The following is a 12825-nucleotide window of genomic DNA, read 5'->3' as shown; positions in this document are numbered from 1 at the left end:
CGGGGAACTGCGCGAGCAACCACGACGGACCTGCTGCCACACTGAATCCGTAGCCACCCCCTACCAAGGATCAAAGATGACCCGCGTGATCGCCGGCAAAGCCGGCGGACGCCGCCTAGCAGTCCCGCCAGGGACCGGCACCCGCCCCACATCGGACCGCGCCCGAGAAGGCCTGTTCTCCACCTGGCAGTCCCTCCTCGGCGGCCCCCTGGACGGTGAACGAGTCCTCGACCTCTACGCCGGTTCGGGCGCCGTCGGCCTGGAAGCCCTCTCCCGGGGCGCGAGCCACACCCTCCTCGTCGAGGCCGACGCCCGCGCGGCCAGAGTCATCCGCGAGAACGTCAGAAACCTCGCCCTCCCCGGCGCCGAGGTCCGCGCGGGCAAGGCCCACCAGGTGATCCAGGCGGAGCCCTCCGCGCCGTACGACCTCGTCTTCCTCGACCCCCCCTACGCCGTCACCGACGACGATCTTCGCGAGATTCTCCTCACACTCCGCTCCGGAGGCTGGCTCGCGCCCGACACGCTCGTCACCGTGGAGCGCAGCACCAGAGGCGGGGAGTTCAACTGGCCGGACGGCTTCGAAGCGCTCCGGGCCCGTCGCTACGGCGAGGGAACGTTTTGGTACGGTCGCGCCGCCTCTACGTGCGAAGACGCACGATGACCGGACCGGAGAGCGAGGGATCACAAGTGCGCCGCGCCGTCTGTCCCGGGTCGTTCGACCCGATCACCAACGGACACCTCGACATCATTTCCCGTGCCTCCCGTCTGTACGACGAGGTCTATGTCGCGGTCATGATCAACAAGTCCAAGAAGGGCCTGTTCGAGGTCGACGAGCGGATCGACCTGATCCGTCAGGTCACCGCCGAGTACGGCAACGTACGGGTCGAGGCCTTCCACGGCCTCCTCGTCGACTTCTGCAAGCAGCGCGACATCCCCGCGATCGTCAAGGGCCTGCGCGCCGTCAGCGACTTCGACTACGAGCTGCAGATGGCCCAGATGAACAACGGGCTGTCCGGGGTCGAGACGCTCTTCGTGCCGACCAACCCCACCTACAGCTTCCTGTCCTCCTCCCTGGTCAAGGAGGTGGCGACCTGGGGCGGAGACGTCTCCCACCTGGTCCCGCCGATCGTCCTGGAGGCCCTCAACACGCGCCTGCGCAAGGACTGATGGGGCTACAGTCGTCCCGTCCGTCTCCAAGACAGCTGTAGAGAGTGGCGAGCAACCGGTGGACGTACAGAAGAAGCTCGACGAGATCGTCACGACGGTCTCCAGTGCCCGGTCGATGCCCATGTCGGCCTCGTGCGTGGTCAACCGCGCCGAGCTGCTCGCCCTCCTGGAAGAGGTGCGCGCGGCTCTGCCCGACTCGCTCGCCCAGGCCCAGGAGCTGATCGGCGACCGCGACCAGATGGTCGAGCAGGCCCGCCAGGAGGCCGACCGGATCATCTCCACCGCGCACGCCGAGCGCGGTTCGCTGATCTCCGACACCGAGATCGCCCGCCGCTCACAGGCGGAGGCCGACCGCATCCTCGCCGAGGCCCGCCGGGAGGCCGAGGAGGTCCGCGCGGAGGCCGACGACTACGTCGACTCCAAGCTCGCCAACTTCGAGGTGGTCCTCACCAAGACCATCGGCTCGGTCGGCCGGGGCCGCGAGAAGCTCCTCGGCACCGGCCCCGGGCTCGACGAGCAGGGCTACGTAGACCCCGAACTGGACGACGCCCCCGAGCGCAGCCACGACCCCGAGACCCTGCGCCGCGACGCCGACGCCTACGTCGACACCAAGCTGGGCGCCTTCGAGGCCGTCCTCACCAAGACCCTGGAAGCCGTCGGCAAGGGCCGGCAGAAGCTGCACGGCCGGATCGCCACCGACGACCTCGGCGCCCTCGCCGACGACAACACGACCTTCCAGCACTCCTCCGACGCCGACTACCTCGCCGACCTCGCGGCCCTCGCCGAGCAGGACAGCACGGCCCCGGCCGCCGTCGGACAGGGGGTGCCACAGCAGCCGTCGTACGAGGAACAGCCGGTCGCCTACGGCTACCAGCAGCAGGACGGGTACGGCTACGACCAGACGTACGCCCAGCAGGACCAGTACGGCTACCAGCAGGCGGACCCCTACGCCGTGGCGTCCTACCAGGGCTACGACGCCCAGCAGACCGCCTACGACCCGCACCAGCAGGCCCACCAGCCCCAACAGGCCCAGCAGTCCCACCAGTCCTACGCCCTCGACGAGACCAGCCTCTTCGACACGGGCATGATCACCCCGGAGCAGTTGCGCGCCTACGAACAGGGCCGCGGGCTCTAGAGCCACCCGGATTGGGCTGTGAGCGAAAGCTCCAGTATCCTGGCTCTTCGGTCGCGAGTACGCCCGCGATCACCGCTGCCCGGAACACCGAAGGGCGGCGGCCCTCACAGTTCGGAAGATCGAAAGCAGGAATGGCCCCCAACGCACGCCTCGACCACCGCAACCCCCTCGTGTTCGACACGCACGAGCTGGGCCGGCGTCCCGGCGCGCTGCAGCGGCTGGCCCGCACGGTCGACGCTCCCAAGGACTTCGGTGTCCAGGGAGTCATCGGAGTGCCGGAAGGCGCCCCGGTGGAGCTCGAACTCCGCCTCGAGTCGGTCATGGAAGGGGTGCTCGTCACAGGCACCGCCCGTGCACGGGCCGAGGGGGAGTGCGTAAGGTGTCTGGAGCCGCTCGAGCTCGAACTCGAAGCGGACTTCCAGGAGATGTTCTCGTACCCCGACGCCGACGACCGTGGCCGCGTGAAGGCGGAACCGGCCGACGACGCTGAGGACGACGAGGACACGCTCTTCCTCGAGGACGGCATGTTCGACCTCGAACCCGTGCTGCGCGATGCGGTGGTGCTCGCACTGCCGATGCAGCCGGTGTGCCAGGACGACTGTCCCGGTCTGTGCTCCGAGTGCGGAGCCCGGCTGGCGGACGACCCGGACCACCACCACGACGCCGTCGACATCCGTTGGGCGGCACTGCAGGGACTCGCCGGTTCACTCGAAGACGGCGAGAAGGACGAGATGAGCGGCGCTGACGCGGAAGCGGGCGTCGACGAGAAGCAGGAGAAGTAGCCGTGGCTGTTCCGAAGCGGAAGATGTCGCGCAGCAACACGCGCCACCGCCGGTCGCAGTGGAAGGCTGCGGTCCCCACCCTGGTTGCGTGCGAGCGCTGCCACGAGCCCAAGCAGCAGCACATCGCGTGCCCGTCTTGCGGCACCTACAACAAGCGCCAGGTCCTCGAGGTCTGAGCGGCTGGTGAGAGGCTTTATGTCTGACGCCAAGAAGAATTCTCTCCGCGCGAGCGGAGGTGGCCCGGCGGACAACACGGCCTCGTCCCACACGCTTCTGGAAGGGCGGCTCGGCTACCGGCTCGAGTCCGCCCTTCTGGTGCGTGCGCTGACCCACCGCTCCTACGCGTACGAGAACGGCGGTCTGCCGACGAACGAGCGGCTGGAGTTCCTCGGGGACTCCGTGCTCGGCCTCGTCGTCACGGACACGCTGTACCGCACCCACCCCGACCTGCCCGAAGGCCAGCTGGCCAAGCTGCGGGCCGCGGTGGTCAACTCGCGTGCGCTGGCGGAGGTCGGTCGCGGCCTCGACCTGGGCTCCTTCATCCGGCTCGGCCGGGGTGAAGAGGGCACGGGCGGCCGGGACAAGGCGTCCATCCTCGCCGACACCCTCGAAGCGGTGATCGGCGCGGTCTATCTCGACCAGGGCCTCGACTCGGCCTCCGAACTGGTGCACCGCCTGTTCGACCCGCTGATCGAGAAGTCCTCGAACCTCGGTGCCGGCCTGGACTGGAAGACGTCCCTCCAGGAGCTCACCGCGACCGAAGGGCTCGGTGTCCCCGAGTACCTGGTCACGGAGACCGGCCCCGACCACGAGAAGACCTTCACTGCTGCTGCCCGCGTCGGAGGCGTCTCGTACGGCACCGGCACCGGCCGCAGCAAGAAGGAGGCGGAGCAGCAGGCCGCCGAGTCCGCCTGGCGGTCCATCCGGGCCGCCGCGGACGAGCGTGCCAAGGTGGCGAAGGCGGCCCAGGCCGCTGCAGCCGTCGAGGCCGACGCCGGCGCGGACCCCGAGTCCGCCTCCGCCTGATCGGAACACGACAGTACGGCGCCCGTCCCTCGACCACCGAGGGGCGGGCGCCGCACATCCGGGGGATCCCATGCCCGAGTTGCCCGAGGTCGAGGTCGTCCGGCGCGGCCTGGAGCGATGGGTCGCCCATCGCACGGTCGCCGACGCCGAGGTGCTGCACCCGCGTGCCGTACGCCGTCATCCCGCCGGCGCCGACGACTTCACGCACCGGCTCAAAGGGCATCGCATCGGCACCCCCAGCCGTCGCGGCAAGTACCTCTGGCTGCCGCTGGAGGACACCGGCCAGGCGATCCTCGCCCACCTCGGGATGAGCGGCCAGCTGCTGGTCCAGCCGCACGCGGCACCGGACGAGAAGCATCTGCGCATCCGGGTGCGCTTCGCCGACGAGGTGGACACCGAACTCCGTTTCGTCGACCAGCGCACCTTCGGCGGCCTGTCGCTGCACGACACGACCCCCGACGGCCTGCCCGACGTCATCGGGCACATCGCCCGCGACCCCCTCGACCCGCTGTTCGACGACGAGGCCTTCCACCAGGCCCTGCGCCGCAGACGAACCACCATCAAGCGGGCCCTGCTCGACCAGTCACTGATCAGCGGTGTCGGCAACATCTACGCGGACGAGGCCCTGTGGCGCTCCCGTCTGCACTACGAGCGCCCGACGAGCGGCTTCACCCGGCCCCGCACACTGGAACTCCTCGGACACGTCCGGGACGTGATGAACGCGGCCCTCGCCGTCGGCGGCACCAGCTTCGACAGCTTGTACGTCAACGTCAACGGCGAGTCGGGCTACTTCGACCGCTCCCTGGACGCGTACGGGCGTGAGGGGCTGCCCTGCAAGCGGTGCGGCACACCGATGCGCCGACGGCCGTGGATGAACCGGTCCAGCTATTTCTGCCCGAGGTGTCAGAGGGCGCCGCGCGTGGTGTCGTAGCGCTCCCGTGCCGCCAGTACGTCGTCCATACGGCCCTCCACGCAGTGGATGAGGGCCAGCAGCCGCTCGGCGACCTGATGGCCGAGCGGGGTCAGTTCGTAGTCCACGCGCGGCGGGTTGGTCGGCTGTGCGTCGCGGCGCACCAGGCCGTCGCGCTCCAGCGCGTGCAGCGTCTGGGACAGCATCTTCTCGCTCACGCCGTCGACCCGGCGGCGCAGTTCGTTGAAGCGCAGCGATCCCTCGTGCAGCGCCCCGAGCGTCAGGCCGCCCCAGCGGCCCGTGACGTGCTCCAGCGTGCCGCGCGAGGGGCAGGCCTTGGCGAACACGTTGTACGGGAGGTCCATGTCCTCCGCATGCTCCTGGGTGCTGGTCATGACAGAAGCGTATGCGAAGGCAGCGCTAACCGGCAGGTTGCACTAGCCAAAAGTTAGTGCTCGTTGGCTACGGCCAGGTCTTTGCCGGTCGGCCGGGCCCAGGCTGCATGATCGTTTCTGCTTAGTCCTGAGGGGCGCGGGTCTAGTACCCGAAGTCCTGGGTCCACCAGGGGCCGCCGGACCCGAAGTGGACACCGACGCCCAGCGTCTTGAAGTCGCAGTTCAGTATGTTCGCCTTGTGGCCGGGGCTGTTCATCCAGGCCTCCATGACGGCGGCCGCGTCGGCCTGGCCCCGGGCTATGTTCTCCCCGCCGAGGCTGGATATCCCGGCCTTCTCGGCCCGGTCCCACGGGCTCTTCCCGTCCGGGTCGGTGTGGTCGAAGAAGCCCCGCGCGGCCATGTCGTCGCTGAACTTCTCCGCCAGGTCCGACAGTGCGCTGTTCGCCGAGAGGGCGCTGCAGCCGACCTTGGCCCGCTCCTCGTTGACGAGCTTGAGCACCTCGGCTGCGGCCTGCGCCTCGGCCGAGACCGTCACCGCCGATTCGGACTTCTGGGGCGCCTTGGTGGCCGTCTTCGACTTCGAGGCGGAGGCCTCCGGCTCCTCCGAGGGCGTGACCTCGGGCTTCTTCTCCGCCGTCTTGCTCGGTGAGGCGGAGGCGGAGGACTTCGAGGCCGACGGGCTGGGCGAGGCCGAGGCGGAACGGCCCGCGTCACGGCTCGTCGACGTACCGGCGCGGCCGGTCTCGGCGGAGCCGGAAGTGCCCCCCTGCTCGGAGCTGGAGTTGCTCGGGGTGTCGGCGGCCTGCACGTTGTCGCCGGGACCGGTGCCGCCGCCGAGCCGGTAGCTCTCCAGGCCGGGCACCACGCCCGTGGCCACCGCGACCGTGCCGAGGGCGACCGCCGCCGAGACGCCGAGCAGACCCGCCTTGACCGGGGTCGCGGCCTTCTTCTTGCGACGACGACCCCCCGGGCCGCCTCGCCCGCCGCCGTCGGGCGTGAAGCCGTCGGCCCCGAAGGCGGCGGCGCCGTACCCGTCCTCCGCCGTCGAGTACAGGTACTCCTGGCTTCTCGCGACAGTGTCGGCGTACGCCTGAGGGTTCAGGTACGGCGCGATGCCGAGCGTGTCCGGGCCGTCCTGGTACGCGTTCCAGGAGTCCTGGCCGTTCTGGTACGAGCTCCAGGAGTCCTGGCCGTTCTGGTATGCGTTCCAGGAGTCCTGGCCGTCCTGGTACGAGGCCCAGGAATCGTGTCCGTCCGTGTCCGAGCCGTGCGTCTGTGTGACCCCCGTGGCGCGGCCCGTGGCGGCGCGGCCGGCGGCGGAGCGTCGGTGGCGTCCCATGTCCTTGCCTTCCTCGTCCATACGGCTTCCCACCGGTCGACCGGAGGCTTCTGGGACAGTTGGTCCCGGATGCTCCCCCTGGTCGACGCCACTCACTCGATTGAGTGAGTTTCATATGAGAATCATTGGGTCGGGACGGTACCGCATGGCGCCCGGGGAGGAAGTGCCCCGAGGGACATTGCCCGGTTAGGTTGCACCCATGAGCGAGGATGTACGGCTGGTCGCCTGGGTGCGCGGACATGTCCAGGGCGTGGGTTTCCGCTGGTTCACCCGTGCCAAGGCGCTGGAGATCGGCGGGCTGAGTGGTTTTGCTCTCAATTTGGCCGACGGCCGGGTCCAGGTGGTCGCGGAAGGGGCCAAAGAGGGCTGTGAGGGCCTGCTGCACTGGCTCATGGGTGACGACACGCCCGGGCGCGTGGACGGAGTCACAGAGATATGGGACACACCGCGCGGCGGCTACGACGGCTTCGCGATCCGCTGACCACCCCGTGCCGAACCACCGCCGTGAAGCGGAGGGAGATGCCACCGGCATGTGCCCAGGGCGGAAATGAGCAGGTGGTTGCCAAGAATCGCTTGCGATGGCATGCTCCGCACGCAAGGATGATCGCCACGCCTCAGGGGCCCCGCGTCCGTCGCAGCGCCGCCGTTTCGGCCGCGCTCCGGTGGGTTGCCCGCCAATACGGGGCGTGATCGTGTTGACCGTCAAACTTTTTGGTGAGACGCTGAAAGCACCCCGCGCACCTAGCTGTTTGGCATGGATGAACGGCAGCACGAACAAGATCTAGCCAAGACCGCGGGTGCGAATCCCTCACGACCCACACCGCTTCGGTCGGTCACTCAGTGTGGAGGACCATCCATCATGGCAAAGGCGCTTCTCGGTTACGTCGGCGGCTCCGACCCGCGACTCCTCGCCGAGATGCGACGGCTCCAGCAGCGCGTCCAGGACCTGGAATCCGAGCTCGGACGAATCCAGGCCGAGAACGACGCTCTCACGGCTGCCGCTTCTCACGACAGGTTCATGGAGAGCATCGACGCACACCAGGCGGAGCCTGCGCTCACCTGATCGCTGCACCGCTCCACGACAGCACCAGCAGTGGTTGGGCGACTCGTTTCAACCGCGTCGGACCGCTAAGTTGTCAGAAGTTGCAAGGGACGCCTCGGCGTCCCTTCTTTCTTTCCCCCGCGTATCTTGTGCCCGTCCCCGTCCGTCCAGCGCCCGTCCCCTCAGTCTTCTTAACGTGTGGTGTGCCCTGCGCGTTCATGGGTGAAACCGCGGGGTTGCCGGGCGTTCATGGAGTGAGACACCCCCGGAAGGTAGAGTCCAGCGCCGTGCACCTCAAGGCCCTGACCCTCCGAGGGTTCAAGTCGTTCGCCTCGGCGACCACGCTCCGGTTCGAACCGGGGATCACGTGTGTCGTCGGGCCCAACGGCTCGGGCAAGTCCAACGTCGTCGACGCCCTCAGCTGGGTGATGGGCGAACAGGGCGCCAAATCGCTGCGCGGCGGCAAGATGGAGGACGTCATCTTCGCCGGGACCACCGGCCGCCCGCCCCTGGGCCGCGCCGAGGTGTCCCTGACCATCGACAACTCCGACGGCGCCCTGCCCATCGAGTACGCCGAGGTCACCATCACGCGGATCATGTTCCGCAACGGCGGCAGCGAGTACCAGATCAACGGCGACACCTGCCGGCTCCTCGACATCCAGGACCTCCTCTCCGACTCCGGCATCGGCCGCGAGATGCACGTCATCGTCGGCCAGGGCCAGCTCGACTCCGTCCTGCACGCCGACCCGATGGGCCGCCGCGCCTTCATCGAGGAGGCGGCGGGCGTCCTCAAGCACCGCAAGCGCAAGGAGAAGGCACTCCGCAAGCTCGACGCGATGCAGGCCAACCTCGCGCGCGTGCAGGACCTGACGGACGAACTGCGCCGCCAGCTCAAGCCCCTGGGCCGCCAGGCGGCGGTGGCCCGCCGGGCCGCCGTCATCCAGGCGGACCTCCGTGACGCGCGCCTGCGCCTCCTCGCCGACGACCTCGTACGGATGCGGGAGGCGCTCCAGGCCGAGGTGGCCGACGAGGCCGCGCTCAAGGAACGCAAGGACACCGCCGAACAGGAACTGCGCAAGGCGCTCCAGCGCGAGGCGCTCCTCGAGGACGAGGTCCGCCGGCTCTCACCGCGCCTGCAGCGCGCCCAGCAGACCTGGTACGAGCTGTCCCAGCTGGCCGAACGAGTCCGCGGCACCATCTCCCTCGCCGACGCGCGCGTGAAGAGCGCCACCTCCGCGCCCCCCGAGGAGCGGCGCGGCCGTGACCCCGAGGACATGGAGCGCGAGGCCGCCCGCATCCGGGAACAGGAGGCCGAGCTGGAGGCCGCCCTCGAAGCGGCCCAGCACGCCCTCGACGACACCGTCGCCCACCGCGCCGACCTGGAGCGCGAACTCGCCGTGGAGGAACGGCGCCTGAAGGACGTCGCCCGCGCCATCGCCGACCGCCGCGAGGGCCTCGCCCGGTTGAACGGCCAGGTCAACGCCGCCCGCTCGCGCGCCGCCTCCGCCCAGGCCGAGATCGACCGCCTGGCCGCGGCGAGGGACGAGGCCCAGGAGCGGGCGGTCGCGGCGCAGGAGGAGTACGAGGCCCTGAAGGCCGAGGTCGACGGCCTCGACGCGGGCGACGCGGAACTCGCCGAGCAGCACGGCGCGGCGAAACACCGGCTCGCCGAGGCCGAGGCCACCCTCACCGCCGCCCGCGAGTCAGCCACCACGGCGGAACGCGAACGCGCGGCGACCAAGGCCCGCCACGAGGCCCTGGCCCTGGGCTTGCGCCGCAAGGACGGTACAGGCGCACTGCTCGACGCGAAGGACCGCCTCACCGGCCTGCTGGGCCCGGCGGCCGAGCTGTTGACGGTGACCCCGGGCTACGAGGTTCAGCTGGCGGCAGCCTTCGGAGCGGCGGCGGACGCGATCGCCGTAACGACCCCGGCCGCGGCGGCCGAGGCTCTTCGCCTGCTCCGCAAGCAGGACGCCGGCAGGGCCGCACTTCTGCTCGCCGGGTCGCCAGATGCGCCCGATAGGGGCGCGGGGAACTGCGCGACCAGCCACGACGAACCCGCAGACGCCGCATCACAAGGAGCCCCCCTTTCTGCCGCGGAATTGGTCCGCGCCCCCTCCGACCTGATGCCCGCCGTACGCCGCCTCCTCCACAACATCGTCGTCGTCGACACCCTCGAAGCCGCCGAGGACCTCGTCTACACCCACCCCCACCTCACCACGGTCACCGCCGAAGGCGACCTGCTGGGCGCCCACTTCGCCCACGGCGGTTCCGCCGGCGCACCGAGCCTCCTTGAAGTACAGGCCTCCGTGGACGAGGCGGCCGTACAGCTGGAAGAGCTGGCCGTACGGTGCGAGGAGCTGACCGAGGCACAGCACGCCGCAGGCGAACGGCGCAAGGAATGCGCCGCGCAGGTCGAGGAGCTGGGGGAGCGGCGCCGGGCCGCCGACCGGGAGAAGTCGGCCGTGGCGCAGCAGCTGGGCCGGCTGGCCGGGCAGGCGCGGGGCGCGGCGGGCGAGGCCGAGCGGTCCACCGCGGCGGCGGCACGCGCACAGGACGCGCTCGACCGAGCCCTGGAAGAGGTCGAGGAGCTCGCCGAACGGCTCGCCGTGGCCGAGGAGATGCCCGTCGAGGAGGAGCCCGACACCTCGGTGCGCGACCGGCTCGCCGCCGACGGGGCCAACGCGCGCCAGACCGAGATGGAGGCGCGGCTCCAGGTCCGTACGCACGAGGAGCGGGTGAAGGGACTCGCCGGCCGGGCCGACTCCCTCGACCGGGCCGCCCGCGCGGAACGCGAGGCACGCGCGCGTGCCGAGCAGCGCCGGGCCCGGCTGCGCCACGAGGCCGCCGTCGCCGAGGCCGTCGCCTCGGGCGCACGCCAGCTGCTTACCCACGTCGAGGTGTCCCTCGGCCGGGCAGACCAGGAGCGCACCGCCGCCGAGGCCGCGAAGGCGCGCCGTGAGCAGGAGCTCGCCGCCGCCCGCACCGCCGGGCGCGATCTCAAGGCCGAGCTGGACAAGCTGACGGACTCGGTCCACCGCGGTGAGGTGCTCGGTGCCGAGAAGCGCATGCGGATCGAGCAGTTGGAGACCAAGGCGCTGGAGGAGCTGGGCGTGGAGCCCGAGGGGCTCGTCTCCGAGTACGGGCCCCACCAGCTCGTACCGCCCTCCCCGCCCGCCGAGGGCGAGGTGCTGCCCGAGGACCCCGAGCATCCCCGCAACCAGCCCGTTCCCTTCCGCCGGGCCGAGCAGGAGAAGCGGCTCAAGGCCGCCGAGCGGGCCTACCAGCAGCTCGGCAAGGTCAATCCGCTGGCGCTGGAGGAGTTCGCCGCGCTGGAAGAGCGCCATAAGTTCCTCAGCGAGCAGCTGGAGGATCTGAAGAAGACCCGTGCCGACCTGCTTCAGGTGGTGAAGGAGGTCGACGAGCGCGTCGAGCAGGTCTTCACCGAGGCGTACCGGGACACGGCCCGGGAGTTCGAGGGTGTGTTCAGCCGGCTCTTCCCGGGCGGTGAAGGACGGCTGATCCTGACCGATCCGGACAACATGCTCACCACGGGCGTGGACGTGGAGGCCCGGCCGCCGGGCAAGAAGGTCAAGCGGCTCAGTCTGCTCTCCGGCGGTGAGCGGTCGCTGACGGCCGTCGCCATGCTGGTGTCGATCTTCAAGGCCCGGCCCAGCCCGTTCTACGTCATGGACGAGGTCGAGGCCGCCCTCGACGACACCAACCTGCAGCGGTTGATCCGCATCATGCAGGAGCTGCAGGAGTCCTCGCAGCTGATCGTGATCACCCACCAGAAGCGCACCATGGAGGTCGCCGACGCGCTGTACGGCGTGTCCATGCAGGGCGACGGGGTGTCGAAGGTGATCAGCCAACGACTGCGCTGAGCGCGTACGGTCAGCCCTCCAGCGCCGGAAGCACCTCCTCCGCGAACAGCCGCAGGCTCCGCCACCCCTCCTCCACCGGCATTCCACCCGCCAGCGGATGCAGTACGAGGTTGTCGAGGCCCTGGGCCACGCACTCGTCCGGGGTGAGGATCCGGTAGACGCCCTCCGCGCGCAGCTCCTCGACCGTCGCCGCGCCCGACCGCACCGCCGAGCGGATCCCGCCGGACTGCCAGGAGGCGTAGGTCCGGGCCTCGTGCAGGAAGTGCCCGCCGTACCGCGCCCACGCCCGTTCCGGATCCTCGGCGATGTGGAGCAGAGGCGTCTCGGCCCCCGGCATCATCGTCCAGCCCTGCGTCCCGTACTCCACGAGCCGCTCCTTGTAGTACGTCTCCAGCTCCGGCAGGTGCGCGCTCGGGAAGAACGGCAGGCCGAGCCGGGCGGCCCGGCGGGCAGCGGCCTTCGAGGAGCCGCCGACCAGCAGCAGGGGGTGCGGGTCGGACCCCGGGCGCGGGGTGACCCGTACCGTGCGGCCCCGGTACTCGAACTCCTCGCCGGTCCACGCCTTCAGTACGGTCTCCAGCAGCTCGTCCTGGAGTCGGCCGCGCCGTGTCCAGTCGACGCCGGCACGGGCGTACTCCTCGGGCCGGTAGCCGATCCCGGCGACCGTGAGCAGCCGGCCGCCGCTGAGCAGGTCCAGGACCGCGATGTCCTCGGCCAGCCGCAGCGGGTCGTGCAGCGGGCCGATCACCGCCGACACCGTGACCGCCAGCCGCCGGGTCGCCCCCAGCACCGCCCCCGCGAAGACGAACGGCGAGGGCATCCAGTTGTTCTCGACGCCGTGGTGCTCCTCCGTCTGCACGGTGGTCACCCCGTGCTCGTCGGCGTACGCGGCCATCTCCAGCGCGGCCCGGTAACGGACGCCCAGCTCGGCGGGGGAGGCGCCGGGCGCGACGAGGTTGAGACGGACGACGGTGACGGGCATGGGTGGTCCCCCTTCGGATGTGGAGGGGGGACGTTAGCTGACGGTGGGTCAGGTATCCAGGGGTGTCGTCCTACAGCTTGGGGAGGGCGGATACCGGACGCGTTGTGACTCCGCCCCTGAGGGGCTTCCGTCCGGTCAGGACCGGACGGCGGGCCAGCCCGGC

The 12825-nt window shown here is 70.4% G+C and carries 13 protein-coding genes; 10 read left to right on the top strand and 3 right to left on the bottom strand.

The genetic code is table 11. The annotated features are described in order from the left end of the window. The first annotated feature begins 76 nt into the window (after positions 1–76). The 7 genes from rsmD to mutM all read left to right on the top strand — a co-directional run bounded on the left by rsmD (position 77) and on the right by mutM (position 5041). Positions 77–661, top strand: a complete 585-nt coding sequence (rsmD, locus tag ACLZN2_RS17860) for a 16S rRNA (guanine(966)-N(2))-methyltransferase RsmD (protein ID WP_416979469.1) — start codon at positions 77–79, stop codon at positions 659–661. A 26-nt stretch (positions 662–687) separates the two neighbouring features. Then, a complete protein-coding gene (gene coaD / locus ACLZN2_RS17855) occupies positions 688–1167 on the top strand; it encodes a pantetheine-phosphate adenylyltransferase (RefSeq protein ID WP_416979563.1) in 480 nt (159 codons plus the stop codon). Positions 1168–1225: 58 nt separating this feature from the next. Next, the gene (locus ACLZN2_RS17850; RefSeq protein ID WP_416979468.1) at positions 1226–2302 is read left to right on the top strand and encodes an ATP synthase F0 subunit B; all 1077 of its coding nucleotides are present in this window, start codon (positions 1226–1228) and stop codon (positions 2300–2302) included. Positions 2303–2433: 131 nt separating this feature from the next. After that, positions 2434–3084 (top strand): YceD family protein, encoded by a 651-nt coding sequence (locus tag ACLZN2_RS17845; protein WP_416979467.1) that lies wholly within the window; start codon positions 2434–2436, stop codon positions 3082–3084. 2 nt (positions 3085–3086) lie between these two features. Continuing rightward, positions 3087–3260 carry a 50S ribosomal protein L32 gene (rpmF, locus tag ACLZN2_RS17840; RefSeq protein ID WP_003951102.1) on the top strand — a complete coding sequence of 58 codons (174 nt, stop codon included), beginning with the start codon at positions 3087–3089 and terminating at the stop codon, positions 3258–3260. 19 nt (positions 3261–3279) lie between these two features. Continuing rightward, positions 3280–4110, top strand: coding sequence for a ribonuclease III (gene rnc / locus ACLZN2_RS17835; RefSeq protein WP_416979466.1), 831 nt, complete (start codon positions 3280–3282; stop codon positions 4108–4110). 70 nt (positions 4111–4180) lie between these two features. Continuing rightward, the gene (mutM, locus tag ACLZN2_RS17830; RefSeq protein ID WP_416979465.1) at positions 4181–5041 is read left to right on the top strand and encodes a bifunctional DNA-formamidopyrimidine glycosylase/DNA-(apurinic or apyrimidinic site) lyase; all 861 of its coding nucleotides are present in this window, start codon (positions 4181–4183) and stop codon (positions 5039–5041) included. Here the strand turns inward: mutM and ACLZN2_RS17825 are convergent. Together ACLZN2_RS17825 and ACLZN2_RS17820 are read right to left on the bottom strand one after the other, a co-directional pair. Then, positions 5014–5415 carry a winged helix-turn-helix transcriptional regulator gene (locus ACLZN2_RS17825; RefSeq protein WP_416979464.1) on the bottom strand — a complete coding sequence of 134 codons (402 nt, stop codon included), beginning with the start codon at positions 5413–5415 and terminating at the stop codon, positions 5014–5016. The two genes, mutM and ACLZN2_RS17825, sit on opposite strands and share 28 nt — an antisense overlap. 142 nt (positions 5416–5557) lie before the next feature. Then, a complete protein-coding gene (locus ACLZN2_RS17820) occupies positions 5558–6775 on the bottom strand; it encodes a CAP domain-containing protein (RefSeq protein ID WP_416979463.1) in 1218 nt (405 codons plus the stop codon). A 178-nt stretch (positions 6776–6953) separates the two neighbouring features. Here ACLZN2_RS17820 and ACLZN2_RS17815 point away from each other — a divergent pair, with 178 nt between their 5' ends. The 3 genes from ACLZN2_RS17815 (at position 6954) to smc (ending at position 11680) form a co-directional block, all read left to right on the top strand. Then, positions 6954–7235 carry an acylphosphatase gene (locus ACLZN2_RS17815; RefSeq protein WP_416979462.1) on the top strand — a complete coding sequence of 94 codons (282 nt, stop codon included), beginning with the start codon at positions 6954–6956 and terminating at the stop codon, positions 7233–7235. Between the two features lie 378 nt (positions 7236–7613). Then, positions 7614–7817, top strand: coding sequence for a hypothetical protein (locus ACLZN2_RS17810; protein ID WP_030793895.1), 204 nt, complete (start codon positions 7614–7616; stop codon positions 7815–7817). Positions 7818–8083: 266 nt separating this feature from the next. After that, a complete protein-coding gene (smc, locus tag ACLZN2_RS17805; RefSeq protein ID WP_416979461.1) occupies positions 8084–11680 on the top strand; it encodes a chromosome segregation protein SMC in 3597 nt (1198 codons plus the stop codon). A gap of 10 nt (positions 11681–11690) precedes the next feature. Here smc and ACLZN2_RS17800 read toward each other — a convergent pair whose 3' ends face one another. Then, positions 11691–12662, bottom strand: a complete 972-nt coding sequence (locus ACLZN2_RS17800; RefSeq protein WP_416979460.1) for an LLM class flavin-dependent oxidoreductase — start codon at positions 12660–12662, stop codon at positions 11691–11693. Positions 12663–12825 lie beyond the last annotated feature (163 nt).

It is taken from the genome of Streptomyces sp. T028 (assembly GCF_048159505.1).
GTDB lineage: Bacteria > Actinomycetota > Actinomycetes > Streptomycetales > Streptomycetaceae > Streptomyces.
This window is presented reverse-complemented; position numbering and strand designations above follow the sequence as displayed.